This is a genomic window from Agromyces sp. H17E-10, assembly GCF_022919715.1.
Taxonomy (GTDB): domain Bacteria; phylum Actinomycetota; class Actinomycetes; order Actinomycetales; family Microbacteriaceae; genus Agromyces.
In genome coordinates, this window is sequence record NZ_CP095042.1 from 3,368,383 (window position 1) to 3,390,260 (window position 21,878).

Genomic DNA, 21,878 nt, shown 5'->3' on the forward strand with positions numbered 1-21,878 from the left:
GCGGCGCAACGATCGTGCGTGATCTCGGCGAAATACGCCGCGACCCCGGTCGCTAGGTTGCGCATCGGTAACGGTTTCCGTCTCGACTTTGCATCTCAGGGAACGATTCGTAGTCTGGCACCACGAAGCGCACAGCCCGGCCAAGAGCCGTGCCGTTCCGCGCACATCTCACAGGAGGAACATTGAAGAACAAGAGAATCGGCGCTGCAGCCATTGCTCTTGCTGCCGCCGGCGCACTGGTGCTCACCGGCTGCACGAGCGGCGGCGGGGGCGAGTCCACCGAGGCCGCCGGCGACCCGAACGCGATCATCACGACCAACGGCTCCGAGCCGCAGAACCCGCTGATCCCGACCAACACCACCGAGACCGGTGGCGGCAAGATCGTCACCTCGATCTTCTCGGGTCTCGTGTCGTACACGGCCGAGGGTGAGATCGTGAACGACGCTGCCGAGTCGATCGAGTCCGACGACAAGCAGAGCTGGACCGTCACCCTGAAGGACGGCCTGAAGTTCACCGACGGCACCGACGTCACGGCGCAGTCGTTCGTCGACGCGTGGAACTACGGCGCGAAGTTCAGCAACGCCCAGAGCGCTTCGTACTTCTTCGACGACATCCAGGGCTTCAGCTACACCGAGGACTCGGAGCTGACCGGTCTCAACGTCGTCGACGACAAGACCTTCACGGTCGACCTGGTCGCGCCCGAGGCGGACTGGCCGCTGCGCCTCGGCTACTCGGCCTACTACCCGCTCCCCGCGTCGGCTTACGACGACATGGAGGCCTTCGGCGAGCACCCGATCGGCAACGGTCCGTACATGCTCGACGGCGACGACGCTTGGACCCACGAGGAGAACATCAAGCTCGTCACGAACCCCGACTACGACGGTGTTCGCAAGGCCAAGAACGGTGGCCTGACCATCGTCTTCTACGCCTCGCAGGACGCGGCCTACGCCGACGTGCAGGCCGGTAACCTCGACGTGCTCGACGCCGTGCCCGACTCGGCGTTCGCGACCTACGAGGACGAGTTCGGCGACCGTGCGGTCAACCAGCCGGCAGCCATCTTCCAGGGCTTCAACATGCCGTACTACCTCGAGCACTGGAGCGGCGACGAGGGCAAGCTCCGTCGCGCCGCCATCTCGATGGCGATCAACCGCGACGAGATCACCGACGTGATCTTCCAGGGCACCCGCACTCCGGCCTCCGACTTCACCTCGCCGGTCATCGCCGGCTGGTCGGACAGCCTCGACGGCGCAGACGTGCTGAAGTACGACCCCGAGAAGGCGAAGGAGCTGTGGGCCGAGGCCGACAAGATCTCGCCCTACGGCGACACCGTCTTCGACATCGCCTACAACGCCGACGGCGGCCACCAGGCCTGGGTCGACGCGGTCGTGAACTCGATCTCGAACACCCTCGGCATCCAGGCCGTGGGCAAGCCCTACCCGACGTTCGCCGCGGCCCTCGATGACCGCGAGAACAAGAAGCTGACCGGTGGCACGCGCGCCGGCTGGCAGGGCGACTACCCCTCGATGTACAACTTCCTCGCGCCGCTCTACCAGACCGGTGCCGGATCGAACTACGAGGGCTACTCGAGCGCTGAGTTCGACGGTCTCCTGAAGGAGGGCGCCACCGCCTCGACCCCCGAGGACGCGACCGCGACCTACCAGAAGGCAGAGGAGGTCCTGCTCAAGGACCTGCCCGCCATCCCGCTGTGGTACTCGAACGTGACCGGCGTCTCGGCCGACACGGTCGACAACGTGCAGTTCGGCTGGGACTCGGTGCCGCTGTACACCGAGATCACCAAGGCGGCGCAGAACTAAGACGACACCCTCGTCTATAATCCCGTCTAGCATGATGTCCGGGGCGTAGCCGCCCCGGACATCATGCTGATATCCGAACAACTCTGTGATTGCGGCCCAAAATGCTCTCAGCACTAGACACTGAGGAGCGCTGATGCTCTGGTACACCGGAAAGCGACTCCTCCAAATCATCCCCGTGCTCCTCGGAGCCACCTTCCTCATCTATTTCATGGTGTTCTCCATGCCCGGAGACCCGATCGCGGCGCTCTTCGGCGACCGGCCACCGGCGCCCGGCGTCATCGAACAGCTCCGCGAGCAGTACCACCTGAACGAACCGTTCATCGTGCAGTACTTCTACTACCTCGCCGGTATCTTCCAGGGTGACTTCGGCGTCACCTACTCGGGCCAGCCGGTCAGCGAGGTCCTGGCGCGCACCTTCCCGGTGACGATCCGACTCGCGCTTCTCGCGATCTTCTTCGAAATGGTGGCCGGCATCGGCGTCGGTCTCATCAGCGGCCTCCGCAAGGGCGGCATCTTCGACGCGACCGGTCTCGGCGTGAGCCTCGTGCTCATCTCGCTGCCGATCTTCGTGCTCGGCTTCGTCGCCCAGTACTTCATGGGCATCCAATGGGGCTGGTTCAGCCCGACGGTCGGGGCCGGTGCACCGACGGTCGACCTCATCCTGCCGGCGATCGTGCTGGCGACCATCAGCTTCGCGCAGATCTCGCGATTGACGCGCTCCTCGGTCATCGAGACCCAGGGGCTCGACTTCGTGCGCACCGCGTACAGCAAGGGACTCGGGCGTCGACGCATCGTGCCCGTGCACATCCTGCGCAACTCGCTGATCCCGGTCGTCACGTACCTCGGCACCGACTTCGGCACGCTGCTCGTGGGCGCGACCGTCACCGAGGGCATCTTCAACGTGCCCGGCGTCGGCCGCACGCTCTACCAGGCGGTCATTCGGAGTGAAGGACCCACCGTCGTGTCCTTCGTCACGATCATGGTGCTCCTGTACCTCATCGTGAACCTCCTGATCGACCTTCTCTACGCCGTGCTCGACCCGAGGATCCGCTATGCCTGACCAGTCTTCATCGAAGCCCCCCATCGAGCACTACGTCGCTCCCCTGGAGGAGACGCCGCTCAGTGCCATCGACTCGGTCAAGACCGAGGGCAAGCCGTCGAACCTCTGGATCGACGCCTGGGCCGACCTGCGTCGCCGACCGATGTTCTGGATCTCCTCCGCGCTGATCCTCATCATCGTGTTCATCGCGCTGTTCCCCGGCCTGTTCACCTCGGTCGACCCGAGCCACGGCTGCCTGCTGGCGAACAGCAACGGAGCGCCCGAGGCCGGGCACCCGCTCGGCTTCACGCGCCAGGGCTGCGACGTGTGGTCGCGCATCGTTCACGGTGCCGGCACCTCGCTCGCGGTCGGCATCATCGTCACCATCCTCGTGTTCACCCTCGGCGTGCTCTTCGGCGCGTTCGCGGGCTACTACGGCGGCTGGACCGACGGTGTGCTCTCGCGCGTCGGCGACATCTTCTTCTCGATCCCCTACATCCTCGCGGCCGTCGTGATCATGTCGGTGCTCGCGAACTACCGCAACGTGTGGGTCATCTCACTCGCGATCGGCATCTTCGCCTGGCCGGCGACGGCCCGTGTGCTGAGGTCCGAGATTCTGCGGGTCAAGAACTCCGACTTCGTCACCGCCGCGACGGCGATCGGCGTCTCGCGGTTCAAGATCCTCTGGGCGCACGTCGTGCCGAACTCGATCGCTCCGGTCATCGTCATCGCGACGATCTCGCTCGCCGGTGCGATCGTCGCCGAGGCGACGCTGTCGTTCCTCGGCGTCGGCCTGCCGTCGAACATCATGTCCTGGGGCAACGACATCGCCCAGGCGCAGACGACGCTGCGCACCGCTCCGCAGGTGCTGATCTACCCGTCGATCGCGCTCTCCCTGACCGTGTTCTCGTTCATCATGCTCGGTGAAGTCGTGCGAGACGCACTCGACCCGAAGGCGAGGGCACAGCGATGAGCACCCCCCTGCTGCAAGTCAAAGACCTCAAGGTCGCATTCCGCACCCAGAACGGCGTCGTGGAGGCCGTGCGCGGCGTGAGCTTCAACCTCGACCGGGGCTCGAGCCTCGCGATCGTGGGGGAGTCGGGCTCCGGCAAGTCGACGACCGCGCACGCGATCATCAACCTGCTGCCCGGCACGGGTCACATCTCCGGCGGGCAGATCCTGCTCGACGGCGAAGACCTCGCCCAGGCGTCGCAGAAGGAGATGGAGCAGATCCGCGGTCGCAAGATCGGCTTCGTCCCCCAGGACCCGATGTCGAACCTCAACCCCGTGTGGTCGATCGGCTTCCAGGTCGAGGAGGCGATCCGTGCGAACGGCATCGCCAGCGGCCGCAAGGAGGTCAAGGCGCGCGCCATCCAGGTGCTGAAGGAGGCGGGCCTGCAAGACGCCGACCGGCGCCTCAAGCAGTACCCGCACCAGTTCTCGGGCGGCATGCGCCAGCGCGTGCTGATCGGCATGGGCCTCGCGGCGAACCCGCAGCTGCTCATCGCCGACGAGCCCACCTCGGCGCTCGACGTCACGGTGCAGCGCGTCATCCTCGACCACCTCGAATCGCTCACCCGCGAGCTCGGCACGACGCTGCTGTTCATCACGCACGACCTCGGCCTCGCCGCCGAGCGTGCCGAGCAGCTGCTCGTCATGTACAAGGGCCAGGTCGTCGAGGCCGGTCCGTCGCGCGAGATCCTGCAGAACCCGCAGCACCCGTACACGCAGCGTCTCGTCGCCGCGGCACCGAGCCTCGCGTCGCGTCGCATCCAGGCGACCGGCAGCATCTCGGCGGCCGAGTCGGCCATCGCGAGCGACGCGTCGGCGGCTGCGGGCGAGGCTATCGACCTCATCGCGACGGCCGAGGCACGTGCCGAGGCCCTCGAGGCGGCTGAGTCGCAGCCGCCCGCGATCGTGGTCGAGAACCTCACCAAGGTGTTCAAGATCCGCGGTTCGGGCGACTTCACCGCGGTCGACCAGGTCTCGTTCCAGATCCCCAAGGGCACCACGATGGCGCTCGTCGGCGAGTCGGGTTCGGGCAAGTCGACGGTCGCGAAGATGCTGCTGAAGCTCGAAGAGGCGACCAGCGGCAAGATCGTGGTCGGCGGCAGGGACCTGGCTGCGACCAAGGGCAAGGAGCTGTTCGAGCTCCGCAGCCGCATGCAGCCGGTCTTCCAGGACCCGTACGGTTCGCTCAACCCGCTCCGCAACATCGGCAACACGATCGCCGAGCCGCTGCAGACCCACAAGGTGGGCACGTCGAAGTCGCGCCGCGAGCGCGTCTTCGAGCTGCTCGACCAGGTGTCGCTGCCGCGCACGCTCGTCAGTCGCTACCCGAACGAGCTGTCGGGCGGTCAGCGCCAGCGCATCGCGATCGCGCGCGCGCTCGCGCTGAAGCCCGAGATCGTCATCCTCGACGAGGCGGTCTCGGCGCTCGACGTGCTCGTGCAGGCGCAGATCCTGCGCCTGCTCGCCGAACTCCAGTCGGAGCTCAACCTCACGTACCTCTTCATCACCCACGACCTCGCGGTCGTGCGCGTCATCGCCGACCACGTCAGCGTGATGCAGAAGGGCCGTATCGTCGAGGCCGCCACGACCGACGAGGTCTTCGGCAGCCCGAAGGAGCAGTACACGCGCGACCTGCTCGCCGCCATTCCCGGCGCGAACATCGAGCTGGGGGCGTAGCCCAGCAGCGCCCGAACGCCCGGCATCCGACCTCGGATGCCGGGCGTTCGGCATTCACTCGGCTGGGCACGGTAGGCTGTCATGGCGCGAACCGTCGATCCACGGTCGTCCGCGCTCCCACAGACTCCCATCCAGCGCATCCGCGCGGCCCGGGCGAGCCCGTTTCCGGGTCGGCCGGCCGAAACCGGCGGATGCCTCACCGCGAGGACGAAAATCCATGGCGAAGGCCACCCGCAATTCCCTGCGCAACGTTGCGATCGTCGCGCACGTCGACCACGGCAAGACGACGCTCGTCGACGCGATGCTCAAGCAGACCCACTCGTTCGCCGAGCACGCCCACGTCGACGACCGCGCGATGGACTCGAACGAGCTCGAGCGCGAGAAGGGCATCACGATCCTCGCGAAGAACACCGCGGTGGAGTACAACGGTGCGCACGCGACCGACGGCCCCGTCACGATCAACGTGATCGACACGCCCGGCCACGCCGACTTCGGCGGCGAGGTCGAGCGCGGCCTGTCGATGGTCGACGGCGTCGTGCTCCTCGTCGACGCGAGCGAGGGCCCACTGCCGCAGACGCGCTTCGTGCTGCGCAAGGCGCTCGAGGCCCGCCTGCCGGTGATCCTGCTCGTCAACAAGACCGATCGTCCCGACGCGCGCATCGAGGAGGTCGAGGAGGAGAGCCACGACCTGCTGCTCGGCCTCGCGTCCGACCTCGTCGACGACGTGCCCGACCTCGACGTCGACGCGCTCCTCGACGTGCCCGTCGTCTACGCATCCGGCAAGGCCGGCCGGGCGTCGCGCAACCGTCCCGGCAACGGCGAGCTGCCCGACAACGACGACCTCGAGCCGCTGTTCGGCGCGATCCTCGAGCACGTGCCCGCGCCGTCGTACGACGACGAGGCCCCGCTCCAGGCGTGGGTCACGAACCTCGACGCGTCGCCGTTCCTCGGCCGCCTCGCGCTGCTGCGCGTCTTCAACGGCACGATCAAGAAGGGCCAGACGGTGGCCTGGGTGCGCCACGACGGCTCGCACTCGAACGTGCGCATCACCGAGCTCCTGAAGACGAAGGCGCTCGAGCGCTTCCCCGCCGAGGAGGCGGGCCCCGGTGACATCATCGCCGTCGCCGGCATCGAGGAGATCACGATCGGCGAGACCCTCGCCGACCCCGAGGACGTGCGCCCCCTGCCGGCGATCCACGTCGACGACCCCGCGATCTCGATGACGATCGGCACGAACACGTCGCCGATCGTCGGCAAGGTCAAGGGGCACAAGCTCACCGCGCGCATGGTGAAGGACCGGCTCGACCGCGAACTCGTGGGCAACGTCTCGCTGCGCGTGCTCGACATCGGCCGACCCGATGCGTGGGAGGTGCAGGGCCGCGGCGAGCTCGCGCTCGCGATCCTCGTCGAGCAGATGCGGCGTGAGGGCTACGAGCTCACCGTGGGCAAGCCCCAGGTGGTCACGAAGCAGGTCGACGGCAAGACGCACGAGCCCTACGAGCACCTCACGATCGACGCGCCCGAGGAGTACCTCGGCGCGATCACGCAGCTGCTCGCCGCCCGCAAGGGCCGCATGGACAACATGTCGAACCACGGCACGGGCTGGGTGCGCATGGAGTTCATCGTGCCGAGCCGCGGCCTCATCGGCTTCCGCACCGAGTTCCTCACGCAGACCCGCGGCACGGGCATCGCGAACGCCATCTCGCACGGTTACGACGAGTGGGCCGGCGCGATCACGACGCGGAACAACGGCTCGATCGTCGCCGACCGCGCCGGCGTCGTGACGCCGTTCGCGATCATCGCCCTGCAGGAGCGCATGACGTTCTTCGTGAACCCGACCGAAGAGGTCTACGAGGGCATGGTCATCGGCGAGAACTCGCGCGCCGACGACATGGACGTCAACATCACGAAGGAGAAGAAGCTCACGAACATGCGTTCGTCGACGGCCGACACCTTCGAGTCGATGACGCCCTCGCGACAGCTGACGCTCGAGGAGTGCCTGGAGTTCGCGCGCGAGGACGAGTGCGTCGAGGTCACGCCCGAGAAGGTGCGTATCCGCAAGGTCGAGCTCGACGCCACGGCGCGCGCGCGAGCGACGTCGCGGCTCAAGAAGCAGGGCTGAGCGCCGCTCTCGCCCGTCACACGATGCGGATGCTCCGGGGTCGCCCCGGAGCATCCGCATCGTCGTCTTCGGCGAGGGCTGAGGAGAGCGCGCGTACGACGCACGGGTTGTATGCATGCGTATCGGAGGTACTTCCCAGAATCGGTGCGTACGGTAGCCGAGTTCGTCTCGACTTCGAGACAGTACCGTTTCTGCCACGAAACCCGACCCCCCTGATACGTAACGCGTGATGACTTTCCCCCAACATGGCCGCCGTGCGGCCCCCGCCGCCCCTGCCCGCCCCCGTCAGACCCGTCGCTCGGCGATCACCCGCCAGGCGCTCCCCATGCTCGCCATGGGCTTCGTCGGTGCGATGCTCGTCGCCACGAGCGTCCCGGCCCTCGCCGTGACCGCGACCGATTCGACGGCGCGCGCCTCCGTGTACGCGCCCGTCGAGGACACCGTGACCTTCACCCCCCAGCACGTCGAGGTCGGCGCCGACGCCGTCGAGGCCGAGCTCGCCGCGGAGTCGTACGACGTCGTCCAGGCGCCGCCGCCCATCGTCTCCCAGGTCGCCGGACTCGGCTCGGTGTCGATCATCGAGTCCGACCGCATCGTCTGGCCCGTGCAGAGCCCCGACCGCCGAAGCGACGGGTTCGGACCGCGCGACGCGCCGTGCGCCGGCTGCTCGACCGCCCACGACGGCGTCGACTTCACGCCCGGCGAAGGGACGCCGGTCATGTCGATCGCCGACGGCGTCGTCGTGAAGGCGACCGAGAACGGCGGGGGCCTCGGCGTCAACGTCGAGGTCGAGCACAACATCGGCGGCGAGCTCATCACGAGCTCCTACGCCCACATGCAGTTCGGCTCGATCGCGGTCTCCGTCGGTCAGCGCGTCACCGCGGGCCAGCAGGTCGGCAACGTCGGCAACACGGGCCAGTCGACCGGGCCGCACATGCACCTCGAGATGTTCGGTGCCGATGGCGTGCGTTTCGACGGCTTCGCGTGGCTCGGCGCCCGGATCGGCTGATCGAGCCTATGCGCCCGTGAACCGAGGCTCGCGCTTCTCGATGAACGCGGCGACGCCCTCGCGCATGTCGTCGGTTCGGAAGGCGTCGCCGAAGCCCTCGATCTCGAGCTCCGTCGCGGTCGCGGTCGGCGTGCCGGTCGCGGCGACGAGCACGCGCTTGGCGAGGCCGACCGCCGGTGCGGCGTTCTGCGCGACGAGTGCGATCGTCTCGCGGGCGCCCGCGAACAGCGCCTCCCGATCCGCGTAGCGGCGTGCGACGAGCCCGGCCGCGACCGCCTCGTCGATGCCGATGCGACGGCCGGTGTAGATGAGCTCCTTCGCTGCGGCGAGGCCGACCGCGCGGGGCAGCCGCACGGTGCCGCCGAAGCCCGGGATGAGCCCCAGGTGGACCTCGGGCTGACCGAAGGTCGAGGCATCCGTCGCATAGATGAGGTCGCAGGCGAGGGCCATCTCGAGTCCGCCGCCGAGCGCGAAGCCGTCGACGCACGCGATGACGGGCACCGGGAGCGCCTCGATGGCTGCGGCCACCCGATGACCGGCCCGGGCGGCGTCCGCGCCGGCCTCGGGCGTGAGCCCCGACATCGCCCGGATGTCGGCTCCGGCGATGAAGGCACGGCCGCCTTCGCCCGCGAGCAGCACGCCGCGCACGGAGGTGCCATCGTGGGCGATGTCGGCGGCGAGCCCGGCGAACGCCGCCTCGAGCGCCGCCAGCACCGCGGGGGAGAGGGCGTTGAGCGCCCTGGGCCGGTCGATCGTGACGACGGCCACGTCGCCGTCGCGGTCGACCCGCACCTCGGGGGCGTCGTTCGGGGTCCCGGTCGCGGCGTCGGTCATCGTCGATCCTCTCGTGCATGGGCGGGTGCCGTCCACGCTACGGCATCGCACCGACCGGAGCCGGTGTCGGGCACGCCTCGGCGGCGGACGGCGCCGGTAGACTCGGCACATGCCCACCAGCCTCGCCGGCCGCATCGGCGCGCTCCTCGTCGCGGCGCTCGTCGGCGCCGTCTACGGCACCATCGCGACCGTCGGCCATCGTCAGGTGCTGCGCATCGGCGACGCCGTGATCCCGTGGGGACTCGTCGTCGCACTCATCGGCATCGCAGCGCTCCTCGTGGGCTTCCGGCTGCTCACGCGAGGGCGAGCGATCACGGCGGCGGCCGCGGCGGGACTCGTGGTGATGGTCGCCGTGCTGACCTACCTGCCCGGGCCCGGCGGATCGGTGCTCGTGGTCGGCGACCTGCTCGGCACGATCTGGTCGTTCGCCCCGGCGCTCATCGGCGTGCTCGTCGTGGCGTGGCCCGAGCTGCCGTCGCGAGCCCCCGCCCGCGCATAGACTGAAGACCCAGCCTCTCCGAAGGAGCACGAACCACCGTGACCTATGTCATCGCCCTCCCGTGCGTCGATGTGAAAGACCGTGCGTGCATCGACGAGTGCCCCGTCGACTGCATCTACGAGGGTGAGCGTTCGCTCTACATCCACCCTGACGAGTGCGTCGACTGCGGTGCGTGCGAACCGGTGTGCCCCGTCGAGGCGATCTACTACGAGGACGACCTGCCCGACGAGTGGGCCGACTACTACAAGGCCAACGTCGAGTTCTTCGACGACATCGGCTCGCCGGGCGGCGCCGCGAAGGTCGGCGTCATCCCCAAGGACCACCCGATCATCGCCGCGCTGCCGCCGCAGGCGCACTGACGGCGGTCGACGACGTGGCGCGGGGCGAGCTGCCCGACTACCCGTGGGACCTCATGGTCCCGTACCGCGAGCGCGCGGCGGCGCACCCCGACGGCGCGGTCGACCTGTCGATCGGTTCGCCCGTCGACGAGACCCCGGCGATCGTTCGCGAGGCGCTCGCCGCGTCGACCGACGCGCACGCCTACCCCCAGACGGTCGGCACCGACGTGCTGCGCGACGAGATCGTCGCCTGGTTCGCCCGGCGCCGCGGGGTGACCGGGCTCACGCGCGAGAACGTGCTCCCGACGGTCGGCTCGAAAGAGCTGGTCGCGCTGCTGCCGTTCCTGCTCGGGCTCGGCGAGGGTGATGTGGTCGTGCACCCGAAGGCCGCCTATCCGAGCTACGAGATGGGCGCCGTGCTCGCGGGGGCGACGCCCATGGCGTCGGACGACCCCGCCGAGTGGCCCGAGGCGACGAAGCTCGTCTGGATCAACAGCCCCGGCAACCCCGACGGGCGGGTGCTCACGATCGACGAGCTCCGCGCGGCGCGCGAGCGTGCCCTCGAGCTCGACGCCGTGATCGTCGGCGACGAGTGCTACGCCGAGCTCGGGTGGGCGGGCGAGTGGGCCGAGACGCCGGTGCCGAGCCTGCTCGATCCGCGAGTCGTCGGCGACAGCCGGCGCAACACGCTCGTCGCCTACTCGCTCTCGAAGCAGTCGAACATGGCCGGGTACCGAACGGCGTTCATCGCGGGCTGCCGTACGGTCGTCGGCCGCCTCACGAACGTGCGCAAGCACGCGGGGCTCATGCTCGCCCAACCGCTGCAGCAGGCGATGATCGCCGCCCTGCGCGACGATGCGCACGTCGCCGAGCAGAAGGAGCGCTACCGCGCTCGTCGTGCCGCGCTCAAGCCCGCCCTCGAGGCCGCCGGCTTCCGCATCGACCGCAGCGAGGCGGGACTCTACCTCTGGGCCACCGAGGGCCGGGACGCGTGGGAGTCGATCGGCCGGCTCGCCGACCTCGGCATCATCGGCGGTCCCGGCCACTTCTACGGCGTGCACCACCCCGAGCACGTGCGCCTCTCGCTGACCGCGAGCGACGAGCGAATCGCCGCAGCGGCCTCGCGCCTGCTGGAGGGCGCCGGCGCGTAGCATCCGCACCCGTTCCGAATCTCGCCGCGTCGCACCCCGCAGCCGGCGGATGTGACAAGCCGCCAATGCATGTCGTGATCTCTTGGCGGATGCGACAGTGTGCCTCGAGCACGTCTAGGCTGTAGGTCGGGCCGTGGTCACCCCTACACCACGAGCCCGAAAGGCAGGTGACCGCACAAGTGACGATCACAGGAGGCGCCGTGAGCGACGTCGTGAACCCCGCGGCGGGGCAGAACCCCGAGACCGCGACCCTGAGCTTCCCCGGCGGCACCGCCGAGTTCCCCGTTCGACCCGCGGTCGAGGGCAACTCGAGCATCGACCTGTCGACGCTGACCCGTCAGACCGGGCTCACGGGGCTCGACTACGGGTTCGTCAACACCGCATCGACGCGGTCGGCGATCACGTACATCGACGGCGAGCAGGGCATCCTGCGCTACCGCGGGTACCCGATCGAGCAGCTCGCCGAGCACTCGACCTACCTCGAGGTCGCGTGGCTGCTCATCTACGGCGAACTGCCGACGGGCGAGCAGCTCGCCGACTTCGACGAGAAGGTCCGCCGGCACACGCTGCTGCACGAAGACCTCAAGCGCTTCTTCTCGGCGCTGCCGCACACGGCGCACCCGATGTCGGTGCTCTCGAGCGCGGTCGCGGCCCTGTCGACCTACTACGAGGACTCGTCAGACCCGCACGACCCCGACCACGTCGAGCTGACGACGCTGCGCCTGCTCGCGAAGCTGCCGGTGATCGCCGCCTACGCGCACAAGAAGAGCGTCGGCCAGGCGTTCCTCTATCCCGACAACTCGCTGAACTTCGTCGAGAACTTCCTGCGCCTGAACTTCGGCAACATGGCCGAGCAGTACCGCATCGACCCCACCCTCGCGCAGGCGCTCGACCGCCTGCTCATCCTGCACGAAGACCACGAGCAGAACGCGTCGACCTCGACCGTGCGGCTCGTCGGGTCGACCGGTGCCAACCTCTACTCGTCGATCTCGGCGGGCATCCAGGCGCTCTCGGGCCCGCTGCACGGCGGCGCCAACGAGGCCGTGCTGCAGATGCTCGGCCGCATCCAGGAGTCGGGCGAGGGCGTCGCCCGCTTCGTCGAGCGCGTCAAGAACAAGGAAGACGGCGTGAAGCTCATGGGCTTCGGGCACCGCGTCTACAAGAACTACGACCCGCGCGCGAAGATCGTCAAGGAGTCGGCCGACGCCGTGCTCGAGAGCCTCGGCATCGACGACCCGCTGCTCGACATCGCGAAGGAGCTCGAGCAGTTCGCGCTGCAGGACGACTACTTCAAGGAGCGCCGTCTCTACCCGAACGTCGACTTCTACACGGGCGTCATCTACAAGGCGATGGGCTTCCCGACGCGCATGTTCACCGTGCTCTTCGCGATCGGCCGCCTGCCCGGCTGGATCGCGCACTGGCGCGAGATGAACCTCGATCCGCAGACGAAGATCGGTCGTCCGCAGCAGCTCTACACGGGCGAGCCCGAGCGGCACTACCCGGGCGCCTGAGCCGAGGCGCCACTCGCGTCGCGGCATCCGCGCGCACGATGCCGAAAGCGCACTCGTCGCCCTGATCGGGGCGGCGAGTGCGCTTTCGTCGGTGTCGGGGACGTCGGGCATCGCGTCGAGCGTGCACTTCTCGCCGTGAACGGGGCGACGAGTGCACGCTCGAGCGCGTCGGCGGCTCAGGCGGCGTCGACGAGTTCGACCGCCGGCGCGGCATCCAGCTCGTCGACGGTCGCCGAGCGAGCCGGCCGACCCACGGCGAGCACGATCACGGCGGCGAGCACCGCCATGAGCGCGACCGTCAGCCACGCGATGTCGTAGCCCGTCTGCGTCGGAGCCGCGGTGCCGCCCGCGCCGCCGAAGACGATCGCGCTCACGAGCGCCGACCCGATCGCCGACCCGATGGTGCGCAGGTTCGCGTTGACGCCTGTGGCGACGCCCGTGCGGTCGGCCGGTACGCTCTCGACCACGATGCTCGCCGCCGACGCGTAGGCGAGCCCGATGCCGAGGCCGAAGACGCCGCCCGCGACCGCGAGCTTCCAGACCGCGTCGTGGTCGAACACGGCGAACCCGACGCCGGCGGCCATGAGCAGCGCACCCCCGGCGAGCATGAGGCGAAGCGGGATGACGCGGCTGAGCGCTCCCGCTGCGAAGCCGACGCCCGACATGCCGATGAGCAGCGGCAGCAGCGCGAGACCGGCGGCCTGCACGTCGAGGCCGAGCCCCCAGCCGGCGGTCGTCTCGAGGAACTGCGGCAGGTACCCCCAGAACCCGAACGCTGCGGCGCCGAGCAGGAGCGATGCCGCGTTGACCGGCCAGAGCTCTCGGGCGAACAGCAGGCGCAGGTCGACGAGCGGCTCGGCCGCGCGCAGCTCGGTGACGGCCCAAGCGGCCATCAGCAGGGCGGCGAGCACGAACAGGCCGACCGTGAGGGGCGAGCCCCAACCCCAGCGGGCGCCAGAGCTGAGCGGCACGAGCAGGGCGACGAGCCAGCCCGAGAGCAGCACGCCCGCGAGCACGTTGACACGGCCGGTCGCGCGGGTGCCGGCGGCCGGAACGAGGAGCGCGACCAGCACGATGCCGGCGATGGCGGTGACGAGCGGAACGGCGAACACGGCCCGCCAGCTGAGCGCCGCGGCGATCGGTCCGGCGAGCACGCTGCCCGCGGCGCCGCCGATGCCGATGATCGCGCTCGTGGCGCCGATCGCGCCGGTGAGGCGTTCACGCGGCATCACGTCGCGCAGCAGGCCGAACGCGAGGGGGAACAGTGCGCCGCCGACGCCCTGCAGGATGCGCCCGGCGATGAGCGTCGTGAGGTCGGGTGCGACCGCGGCGACGATGTCGCCCACGGCGACGACCGCGAGCACGGCGAGGAATGTCGCGCGCCGGCCGCGGAGATCGCCGATACGGCCGAGCAGGGGAGTGGCGACGGCCGCGGCGATGAGCCAGGCCGTGTTGGTCCACGAGGCGGTGTCGGCGGCCACGCCGAAGTCGGCGGCGATGGTGGGGATGACGGGGATGACGAGGTTCTGGAGCAGCGCGAGCGATGCGACGCTCACGGCGATGGCCGCGAATGCGGCGCGGGAGGTGGTTGGCAACGGTGGACCCTTCGGTCAGGTGCGCGAACACGATGGGCGAGGTAAAGTGGAGTATGGCTCCGAGTGGAGGACGCCTCCGGTTTGACGATGTCGACATTACTGGAGGGCGCCTCCGCTTTGCAAGGGGTCGACCGGAATTCGTCGTCGCCGGACCCGGTTCCACGAAGCGAGCGGCCCAGAGACCTGAGGAATGGAGCGCGGTTTGACCGACGTGGTGCACGTGCACACGCTCGAGGCGAGGAGGCCTCGCCGAGCCGACGCCGCCCGGAACTTCGACGCCCTCGTCGCTGCCGGCCGCCAGGCGTTCGCCGAAGACGGGTCGTCGGCGTCCCTCGAGGACATCGCGCGCCGTGCGGGCGTCGGCATCGGCACGCTCTACCGCAACTTCCCGACCCGCGACGACCTGATCGAGACGCTCTACCTCGGCGAGGTCGAGGCGCTCGCGCAGGCGGCCGACGAGGTCGCAGACCTCGAGCCCTGGCCGGCACTCGAGGCCTGGCTCGGACGCTTCGTCGCGTACGTCGGCACGAAGCACGCCCTGCTCGACGGACTCAACCGCGAGTCCACCGTGCTCCTCGAGTGCCGCTCGATCATGCTCGGCGCGGGCGAGCCGTTGCTCGAACGCGCGCAGGCCGCCGGTGACGTGCGACCCGACATCACGATCGGCGACGTCGTGAAGCTCGTCTCCGGGGTGGCCGCGGTCGCCTCCTTCGACGACGACGTCCAGCGCAACCGCGTGCTCGGGCTCGCGATCAACGCGATCCGCACCTGAGCGCGGCGGTCGCGCGACGACGAGGCGTCCGGAGCCGACGCCTCGCGTCTACTCGGCCGCCGCCACCGCCCGCAGCAGCAGCGTGTCGCGTGCCGCGTCCATGACGGCCTCGTGCGTGAAGGGCCACGTGCGCGTCTCACCGTGCTGCCAGAGCGGGGCCTGGTCGTCGTAGTGCGGGTTGAAGGCGTGACCCGAGGCGCCCGTGAGGTTGATCCACGTCGACCGGTCGACGTCGTCGAGGTCGACCACCATGCGCATCGACGGCACCCAGTCGACGCCGTACCCCTGCGACGCGTCCCAGCCGATCGCGTTGACGATCGCCGATCCGCCGCCGAGCTCGTACGGCCCGCGGTTGAACAGCCACTCGACGGGGCCGATGCCCGACTCGCCGAAGCTCTGGTTGGTCAGCGTCAACGTGTGCAGGTCGCCCCAACGCCACCCGTCGGGGTCGTCGCCCATGAGCTCGGATGCCTCGCCCCAGGCCTTCGCGAGGGCGGCCGTGATCGCCGCGTCGCGCGCGGACCCCTCGGCGGGCGCCTCGCCCCACCATGCGGAGTCGGGCTCGCCGAGCAGGGTGCCCACCACCGTGAACCAGCGGTCGCCGCCGACCGGGCGGGTCGGCTCGGGAAGGTCCCCGAACAGTTCGTCGAGCAGGCTCCGCCAGAAGATGTTGAAGTAGGCGGCCTCGCCGCTGTCGGCATCCGCTCGCGCATCCCAGCCCTCGAGCAGCTTCGCCCCGCGGGCGGCGTCGCCCGAGAGCGAGAGCTCGGCGATCACGGGCAGGAACCGGGCGGCGTTCGCGTCGGCGGTGTCGAGCTGGATCGACGTCATGTCGTCGGCCGTGAGCTTCGCCCCGCCCTCGAGCGCCTCGCGCAGACGGGTGTCGATGCCGGTCGCGCGGTACCCGTAGTCCCAGTCCTTCGTGAGCAGCGGCCCGTCGGGGCCGGCCGCCGCGTTGTTCGCCGTCACGATGTAGCCCGCCGCCGGGTTCTCGACGCTCGGCAGGGCGTCGAACGGCAGCATGCCGCTCCAGCCGTTCGCGCTCGTCCAGCCGGGCAGCGGCATCGTGCCGTCGCCCGACTTGCGCACCGGGATCTTGCCGGGTGCCTGGTAGCCGATGTTGCCCTCGTCGTCGGCGTAGATGAGGTTCTGGGCCGGGACGTCGAACAGCGACGCCGCCTGGCGGAAGCCCTTCCAGTCGCGGGCCCGGTCGAGCGCGAAGATCGCCTGGGCGGTCGTGCCGGGCGTGAGGGCGGTCCACTGCAGCGACACCTGCAGGTCGGCGTTCTCGTCGGGGGATGCTGCGGCCGCGGCATCCGCGACGGCTGCGAAGTCGTCGCCGATGTCGGTGACGATCGGTCCGCGGCCGGTGGAGCGCACCGTGATCGTCACGGGGTCGCCGCCGGCGACGTCGATGACCTCCTCGCGCACCGTGAGCGGCACCATCGCGCCGTCGAGCTCGTACGAGTCGCCCTCGACCCGTTCGAGGTAGAGGTCGGCCACGTCGGGGCCGAGGTTCGTGAAGCCCCACGCGATGCGCTCGTTGTGGCCGATGATGACGCCGGGAAGGCCCGAGAAGGTGTAGCCGGCGACGTCGAACGCGCACTCCTTCGAGAGCTCGACGCAGTGCAGGCCCATCTGCGCCCAGATCGACGGCATCGCCGGGCCGAGGTGCGGGTCGTTCGCGAGCAGCGGCTTGCCGCTCTCGGTGAGGCTCCCGGAGACGACCCACGAGTTCGACCCGATGTCGCCGCCGTCGGGGCCGAGCAGGTGGGGCAGCTCGTCGAGCGTCGCCGCGAGCGCCGTCAGCGATGCGCCGTACGCGGGCATCGCGGCATCCGGTTCGGTGACCGTGGCGGAGCCGGAGGCGGCCACCGGCGCGCCGTCGGCACCGAGCAGGGCCATCTCGCTGGCCGCGGGGGCTGCGGCGATCGGTCCGCCGACGATCGTCGGCATCGAGCCCCAGGCGTAGTCGGGGTGCAGCTCGGCGACCTGCTCGGGGGTGAGCTCCGTCGCGAGGAGCGCCCGGTCGATCTCGTCGCCGAGGTTCGACCGGAGGTCCCACGCCATTGCCTTCAGCCAGGCGATCGAGTCGACGGGCGTCCACGGTTCGGGGGAGTAGCCGGGGTTCTGCAAGCCCAGCACGACGTACTCGAGGGAGAGGTCGGCGCCCTCGTGCTCACCGAGGTACGCGTTCACCCCGGCGGCGTAGGCGTCGTAGTAGGCGCGCGACTCGTCGTCGAGCAGGTCGTACTCCTGCTCGGCGATGCCGCGCCAGTCGAGCGTGCGGATGAAGGCGTCGGTGCCGACCTGCGACTCGCCGAACAGCTCGGAGAGGCGGCCGGCCGTGACGTGGCGGCGGAAGTCCATCTCCCAGAAGCGGTCCTGCGCGTGCACGAAGCCCTGGGCGAAGAAGAGGTCGTGGTTCGTCTCGGCGACGAGCTGCGGGATGCCCGCGTCGTCGCGGTAGACGGTGACGTTCGCGTCGAGACCCGGCACGTCGATGCGCCCGCTCGTCGCGGGGAAGGAGCGCTGCACCGTCCACCAGCCGACGCCCGCGCCGACGACGCCGAGCACGAGCACCGTGACGAGCAGGCCGATGAGCAGTCGCAGGCCGGTACGGCGGCGGGTTCTCGGGGCGTCGGTACCCACGTCACTCCTTCGTGATGCGCATGACGAGGCCGCCATGCGGCGGCCTCGGAGCACCACTGTACCCCGAGAAAGTGGGTCGGATGACCCACCCTCGGCGGGAGGCGCCTACGCGTGTAGCGCCGAGTTGAGCACGATGCCGTGACCGTCGCGCGCGAGCACCTCGACGCGCCCGCTGAGCGAGTTGCGCCGGAACAGCAGGCTCGGCTGCCCCGACAGCTCGACGGCCTTCACGGTGCGCTCCTCGCCGCCCTCGCCCACGATGACGACCTTGGTGCCCGCCGTGACGTAGAGGCCGGCCTCGACGACCGAGTCGTCGCCGATCGAGATGCCGATGCCCGAGTTCGCGCCGAGCAGCGCCCGCTCGCCGATCTCGACGCGCTGGGTGCCGCCGCCCGAGAGCGTGCCCATGATGGATGCTCCGCCGCCGATGTCGCTGCCGTCGCCGACGACGACGCCCTGCGAGATGCGGCCCTCGACCATCGAGGTGCCGAGGGTGCCGGCGTTGAAGTTGACGAAGCCCTCGTGCATGACCGTGGTGCCGGGGGCGAGGTGGGCGCCGAGGCGCACGCGCGAGGCGTCCGCGATGCGCACCCGCTCGGGCGTGACGTAGTCGAGCAGGCGCGGGAACTTGTCGAGTCCCGTCGCGTGGATGCCGGCCCGCTGCAGCGCGGGACGCAGCCGGTCGAAGTCGGCGGGGTGCACCGGGCCGGCGTTCGTCCACACGACGGCCGGCAGGTGGGCGAAGATGCCGTCGAGGTTGACCGAGTTCGGCGCGGCGAGCAGGTGCGAGAGCACGTGCAGGCGCAGGTACGCGTCGGCGGTGCCCGCGGGCGCGGCGTCGAGGTCGATCGTGAGCTCGACGACCTCGATGCGAACGTTGCGGCGTGCGTCGTCGCCCGCGAGCGCCGCGTGCTCGGCGGCGAGCGGCTCGGCCGTACCTCCGAGCATCGGCTTCGGGAACCAGGCGTCGAGCACCGTGCCGTCGCCGGCGATCGTCGTGAGCCCGGCGGCGGAGGCCGCGCGGGCAGGGGAGATGGCGTCGTCGTTCGCGGGCATGCACCAAGGGTACCGAGCAGCCCCGCCGCGATCCCGCGTGTGACGCCGCGTCACGCTCCGCACCGCCCCGAATAGACTCGGGGAATGCCCGCCACGCCCCCTGCTCCGCTCGATCTGACCGCCGACGTCGTCGCGATCACGCAGGCGATCTGCGACATCGAGAGCGTCTCCGGCGACGAGACGCCGCTCGCCGACCTCATCGAGCGGGCGCTCGCTGCGGCATCCCACCTCGAGGTGATCCGCGACGGCGACACGATCGTCGCCCGAACGAACCTCGGCCGCGATCGTCGCGTCGTGATCGCGGGGCACATCGACACCGTGCCGATCAACGCGAACCTGCCGACGCGTTTCGAGACGATCGACGGCGTCGAGTACCTCTGGGGCCGCGGCACGGTCGACATGAAGGCGGGCGTCGCGGTGCAGCTGAAGCTCGCGCTCGAGCTCACCGATCCCATCGTCGACCTGACCTGGATGTGGTACGACCACGAGGAGGTCGCCGCCTCGCTCAACGGGCTCGGCCGGCTCTCGCGCAACCGGCCCGACCTGTTCGCGGGCGACTTCGCGATCCTCGGGGAGCCGTCGAACGGACAGGTCGAGGGCGGCTGCAACGGCACGCTGCGCGCCGAGGTGCGCACGAGCGGCCTGCGCGCGCACTCCGCGCGCAGCTGGGTCGGCGACAACGCGATCCACAAGCTCGCGCCCGCGCTCACCCGCTTGGCCGAGTTCGAGGCCGAGACCGTCGAGGTCGACGGGCTCGCGTATCGCGAGGGCCTCAACGCCGTGCTCGTCGAGGGCGGCGTCGCCGGCAACGTCATCCCCGACCAGGCGGTGCTCACCGTCAACTACCGGTTCGCGCCGAGCCGCAGCGTCGCCGAGGCGTCCGCCCTCGTGCGTGAGGTCTTCGACGGCTTCGAGGTCGACATCGTCGACAGCGCCGAGGGCGCCCGCCCCGGCCTCGACGCACCCCTCGCGCAGCAGTTCGTCGCCGCGGTCGGTGCCGAGGCGCGCCCCAAGTACGGCTGGACCGACGTCGCGCGGTTCAGCGCGCTCGGCATCCCCGCGGTGAACTTCGGCCCGGGCGACCCGCTCAAGGCGCACGCCGACGACGAGCGGGTCGAGGTCGCGCAGATCCTCGACAGCGAGCGGGCGCTGCGCGCCTGGCTCACCGGGGCATGAGCGCAGACCCCGCGAGCCCCGGGGCCGGGAGCCCCGGCCCGACCGTGCGCGAGCCCGACCCCTTGCGGGCGACGCGCCGGTCGCCCCGGGTGCGCTGGCGCCTCCTGCCGTGGTGGGTCAAGGTCACCCTCGTCTACGCGGGGGCGCGCGTGCTCACGACGATCATGGCGATCGAGGTCGCCCGCACCCAGGGCCCGAACGCCTGGACTGGCGCGAAACCCGGCTACCTCGACTTCGCGAACCTGTGGGATGCCCGCTGGTACGAGATCATCGGCATCGGCGGCTATCCGCGCGAACTGCCGCTGACCGACGACGGTCACATCGGCGAGAACGCGTGGGCGTTCCTGCCGCTCTACCCGGGCACGACCGAGGCGCTGACGCTCGTCGGCCTCCCCTGGAAACTCGCGGCCGTCGTCGTCGCGGTCGCCGCCGGGTACGGCGCCGCGCTCGTGCTGCACCGGCTCATGTCGCGGTTCCTCGAGCCCGACCGGGCGCTCTTCGCGGTCGTGCTCTTCTGCATCGCGCCGGTCTCGCCGATCATGCAGTTCGGCTACGCCGAATCACTGGGGTTCCTGTGGCTCGCCCTGGCGCTGCTGCTGCTCGTGGATCGGCGTTACGGATGGCTCGTGCCCGTCGTCATCGCGTGGGCGTTCACACGACCCGGGGCGCTCGCGTTCGCCCTCACCCTCGCCATGCACTTCGTGTGGCGGTGGTGGCACCGCGAGCGCGACCCGTTCCCCGTGCGCGAGCGGCTCGTGGTCATCGGGGTCGGGCTGTTCACGGCGTTCGCCGGGTTCGCGTGGCCGCTCATCGTCTGGGGCGTGACCGGGCAGTTCGACGGCTACACCGAGACCGAGCTCGCATGGCGCTCGGCCTACATCGGGCAGCAGGAGCTGCTGCCGTTCACACCCTGGTTCCAGGGCGGCGCGTGGTGGGCGACGTGGAACGATCTGCCCGCGTGGTTCGGCATGGCGGCCGTCGCGCTGCTCGCGGTCGCGTTCGGCGTCATGCTGTTCCTCCCGGCCGTGAAGCGGCTCGGCGTGGACATCCGGTTCTGGCTCGCGAGCTACGGGCTGTACCTGTTCGCCGTGTTCTTCCCGCAGTCGTCGACGTTCCGCATCCTCTCGCCGATGTTCCCGATCGTGGGCGCGCTCGCCGTGCCGCGGTCGCGGTGGTACCGATGGTCGATGGTGTTGCTCTTCGTGGTCTTGCAGTACCTGTGGATCGCCGGCGTCTGGCGCGTCGACGACTACGACTGGACGCCGCCCTGATCGGGGCAGGAATCCTGACAGAAACGATCGCCGGATCCGGCGCCGACGACCGGTGAACGGCCGGCGAATCAGGGTCGACCGGTTATCCACATCTTCGCGGCGATTTCACAGCAACGCTCGGGATGTCCGATAATGGAATCTCAGCAGCGAAAGGGGAGCTCAATGGCGGCCATGAAGCCACGCACCGGAGACGGGCCTATGGAGGCTGTGAAGGAGGGGCGACTCATCATCGTGCGCGTGCCGCTCGAGGGTGGCGGGCGCCTCGTCGTCTCGGTGAACGACGCTGAGGCCAAGGAGCTCTACGACGTCCTCGGCGGCGTCGTGAACCCTGCCTGAGTCAGACGCACTGAT

At 70.0% G+C, this 21,878-nt stretch carries 18 protein-coding genes; 14 read left to right on the plus strand and 4 right to left on the minus strand.

Features of this window, described 5'->3' with window-relative positions; translation table 11 throughout:
• Positions 1 to 182: 182 nt before the first annotated feature.
• The 6 genes from MUN74_RS15340 to MUN74_RS15365 all read left to right on the plus strand — a co-directional run bounded on the left by MUN74_RS15340 (position 183) and on the right by MUN74_RS15365 (position 8,672).
• Positions 183 to 1,814 carry a peptide ABC transporter substrate-binding protein gene (locus tag MUN74_RS15340; protein WP_244853344.1) on the plus strand — a complete coding sequence of 544 codons (1,632 nt, stop codon included), beginning with the start codon at positions 183 to 185 and terminating at the stop codon, positions 1,812 to 1,814.
• Positions 1,815 to 1,947: 133 nt separating this feature from the next.
• A complete protein-coding gene (locus MUN74_RS15345) occupies positions 1,948 to 2,874 on the plus strand; it encodes an ABC transporter permease (protein ID WP_244853346.1) in 927 nt (308 codons plus the stop codon).
• Complete coding sequence (locus MUN74_RS15350) at positions 2,867 to 3,826, plus strand: ABC transporter permease (RefSeq protein ID WP_244853348.1); 960 nt, start codon at positions 2,867 to 2,869, stop codon at positions 3,824 to 3,826. The genes MUN74_RS15345 and MUN74_RS15350 overlap by 8 nt, the downstream gene beginning before the upstream one ends.
• A complete protein-coding gene (locus MUN74_RS15355; RefSeq protein ID WP_244853349.1) occupies positions 3,823 to 5,541 on the plus strand; it encodes a dipeptide ABC transporter ATP-binding protein in 1,719 nt (572 codons plus the stop codon). Before MUN74_RS15350 ends, MUN74_RS15355 begins: the two co-directional genes overlap by 4 nt.
• A gap of 217 nt (positions 5,542 to 5,758) precedes the next feature.
• On the plus strand, positions 5,759 to 7,663 hold the full coding sequence (gene typA, locus MUN74_RS15360) for a translational GTPase TypA (protein WP_244853351.1): 1,905 nt from the start codon (positions 5,759 to 5,761) through the stop codon (positions 7,661 to 7,663).
• Between the two features lie 229 nt (positions 7,664 to 7,892).
• On the plus strand, positions 7,893 to 8,672 hold the full coding sequence (locus MUN74_RS15365; protein ID WP_244853353.1) for a M23 family metallopeptidase: 780 nt from the start codon (positions 7,893 to 7,895) through the stop codon (positions 8,670 to 8,672).
• 6 nt (positions 8,673 to 8,678) lie between these two features.
• Here the strand turns inward: MUN74_RS15365 and MUN74_RS15370 are convergent, their stop codons facing one another.
• Positions 8,679 to 9,506, minus strand: coding sequence for an enoyl-CoA hydratase/isomerase family protein (locus tag MUN74_RS15370; protein ID WP_244853355.1), 828 nt, complete (start codon positions 9,504 to 9,506; stop codon positions 8,679 to 8,681).
• Between the two features lie 109 nt (positions 9,507 to 9,615).
• On the opposite strand from MUN74_RS15370, the gene MUN74_RS15375 reads away from it, so the two are divergent.
• From MUN74_RS15375 to MUN74_RS15390, 4 genes are all read left to right on the plus strand, one after another.
• On the plus strand, positions 9,616 to 10,005 hold the full coding sequence (locus MUN74_RS15375; protein WP_244853357.1) for a hypothetical protein: 390 nt from the start codon (positions 9,616 to 9,618) through the stop codon (positions 10,003 to 10,005).
• 38 nt (positions 10,006 to 10,043) lie between these two features.
• Entirely contained in the window at positions 10,044 to 10,364 is a 321-nt protein-coding gene (gene fdxA / locus MUN74_RS15380) for a ferredoxin (protein WP_244853358.1), read from the plus strand.
• A 14-nt stretch (positions 10,365 to 10,378) separates the two neighbouring features.
• Positions 10,379 to 11,494 carry a succinyldiaminopimelate transaminase gene (gene dapC / locus MUN74_RS15385; protein ID WP_305038256.1) on the plus strand — a complete coding sequence of 372 codons (1,116 nt, stop codon included), beginning with the start codon at positions 10,379 to 10,381 and terminating at the stop codon, positions 11,492 to 11,494.
• Positions 11,495 to 11,694: 200 nt separating this feature from the next.
• Entirely contained in the window at positions 11,695 to 13,005 is a 1,311-nt protein-coding gene (locus MUN74_RS15390) for a citrate synthase (protein WP_244853361.1), read from the plus strand.
• Between the two features lie 176 nt (positions 13,006 to 13,181).
• Here the strand turns inward: MUN74_RS15390 and MUN74_RS15395 are convergent, their stop codons facing one another.
• Entirely contained in the window at positions 13,182 to 14,600 is a 1,419-nt protein-coding gene (locus MUN74_RS15395; RefSeq protein ID WP_244853362.1) for an MFS transporter, read from the minus strand.
• 211 nt (positions 14,601 to 14,811) lie between these two features.
• Here MUN74_RS15395 and MUN74_RS15400 point away from each other — a divergent pair, with 211 nt between their 5' ends.
• Positions 14,812 to 15,372 carry a TetR/AcrR family transcriptional regulator gene (locus tag MUN74_RS15400; RefSeq protein ID WP_244856479.1) on the plus strand — a complete coding sequence of 187 codons (561 nt, stop codon included), beginning with the start codon at positions 14,812 to 14,814 and terminating at the stop codon, positions 15,370 to 15,372.
• A 48-nt stretch (positions 15,373 to 15,420) separates the two neighbouring features.
• On the opposite strand, the gene MUN74_RS15405 is transcribed toward MUN74_RS15400, so the two are convergent.
• Both MUN74_RS15405 and dapD read right to left on the minus strand, forming a co-directional pair.
• The gene (locus MUN74_RS15405; protein ID WP_244853364.1) at positions 15,421 to 18,024 is read right to left on the minus strand and encodes a penicillin acylase family protein; all 2,604 of its coding nucleotides are present in this window, start codon (positions 18,022 to 18,024) and stop codon (positions 15,421 to 15,423) included.
• Positions 18,025 to 18,129: 105 nt separating this feature from the next.
• Positions 18,130 to 19,080 carry a 2,3,4,5-tetrahydropyridine-2,6-dicarboxylate N-succinyltransferase gene (gene dapD, locus MUN74_RS15410; protein ID WP_244853366.1) on the minus strand — a complete coding sequence of 317 codons (951 nt, stop codon included), beginning with the start codon at positions 19,078 to 19,080 and terminating at the stop codon, positions 18,130 to 18,132.
• Between the two features lie 84 nt (positions 19,081 to 19,164).
• On the opposite strand from dapD, the gene dapE reads away from it, so the two are divergent.
• The 3 genes from dapE (at position 19,165) to MUN74_RS15425 (ending at position 21,863) form a co-directional block, all read left to right on the plus strand.
• Positions 19,165 to 20,256: a succinyl-diaminopimelate desuccinylase gene (dapE, locus tag MUN74_RS15415; protein WP_244853368.1), complete on the plus strand. Its 1,092-nt coding sequence runs from the start codon at positions 19,165 to 19,167 to the stop codon at positions 20,254 to 20,256.
• Positions 20,253 to 21,527 carry a hypothetical protein gene (locus MUN74_RS15420; protein ID WP_244853370.1) on the plus strand — a complete coding sequence of 425 codons (1,275 nt, stop codon included), beginning with the start codon at positions 20,253 to 20,255 and terminating at the stop codon, positions 21,525 to 21,527. The genes dapE and MUN74_RS15420 overlap by 4 nt, the downstream gene beginning before the upstream one ends.
• A gap of 162 nt (positions 21,528 to 21,689) precedes the next feature.
• On the plus strand, positions 21,690 to 21,863 hold the full coding sequence (locus MUN74_RS15425) for a DUF3117 domain-containing protein (RefSeq protein ID WP_067875042.1): 174 nt from the start codon (positions 21,690 to 21,692) through the stop codon (positions 21,861 to 21,863).
• The last annotated feature ends 15 nt before the right edge of the window (positions 21,864 to 21,878 follow it).

Bases quoted from the DNA above. Each gene is read 5' to 3' on its own strand.
- MUN74_RS15355 (WP_244853349.1), top strand. From the start codon at position 3,823: ATGAGCACCCCCCTGCTGCAAGTCAAAGACCTCAAGGTCGCATTCCGC.
- typA (WP_244853351.1), top strand. From the start codon at position 5,759: ATGGCGAAGGCCACCCGCAATTCCCTGCGCAACGTTGCGATCGTCGCG.
- MUN74_RS15375 (WP_244853357.1), top strand. From the start codon at position 9,616: ATGCCCACCAGCCTCGCCGGCCGCATCGGCGCGCTCCTCGTCGCGGCG.
- MUN74_RS15365 (WP_244853353.1), top strand. From the start codon at position 7,893: ATGACTTTCCCCCAACATGGCCGCCGTGCGGCCCCCGCCGCCCCTGCC.
- MUN74_RS15350 (WP_244853348.1), top strand. From the start codon at position 2,867: ATGCCTGACCAGTCTTCATCGAAGCCCCCCATCGAGCACTACGTCGCT.
- MUN74_RS15345 (WP_244853346.1), top strand. From the start codon at position 1,948: ATGCTCTGGTACACCGGAAAGCGACTCCTCCAAATCATCCCCGTGCTC.
- dapE (WP_244853368.1), top strand. From the start codon at position 19,165: ATGCCCGCCACGCCCCCTGCTCCGCTCGATCTGACCGCCGACGTCGTC.
- MUN74_RS15370 (WP_244853355.1), bottom strand. From the start codon at position 9,506: ATGACCGACGCCGCGACCGGGACCCCGAACGACGCCCCCGAGGTGCGG.
- dapD (WP_244853366.1), bottom strand. From the start codon at position 19,080: ATGCCCGCGAACGACGACGCCATCTCCCCTGCCCGCGCGGCCTCCGCC.
- MUN74_RS15425 (WP_067875042.1), top strand. From the start codon at position 21,690: ATGGCGGCCATGAAGCCACGCACCGGAGACGGGCCTATGGAGGCTGTG.
- MUN74_RS15420 (WP_244853370.1), top strand. From the start codon at position 20,253: ATGAGCGCAGACCCCGCGAGCCCCGGGGCCGGGAGCCCCGGCCCGACC.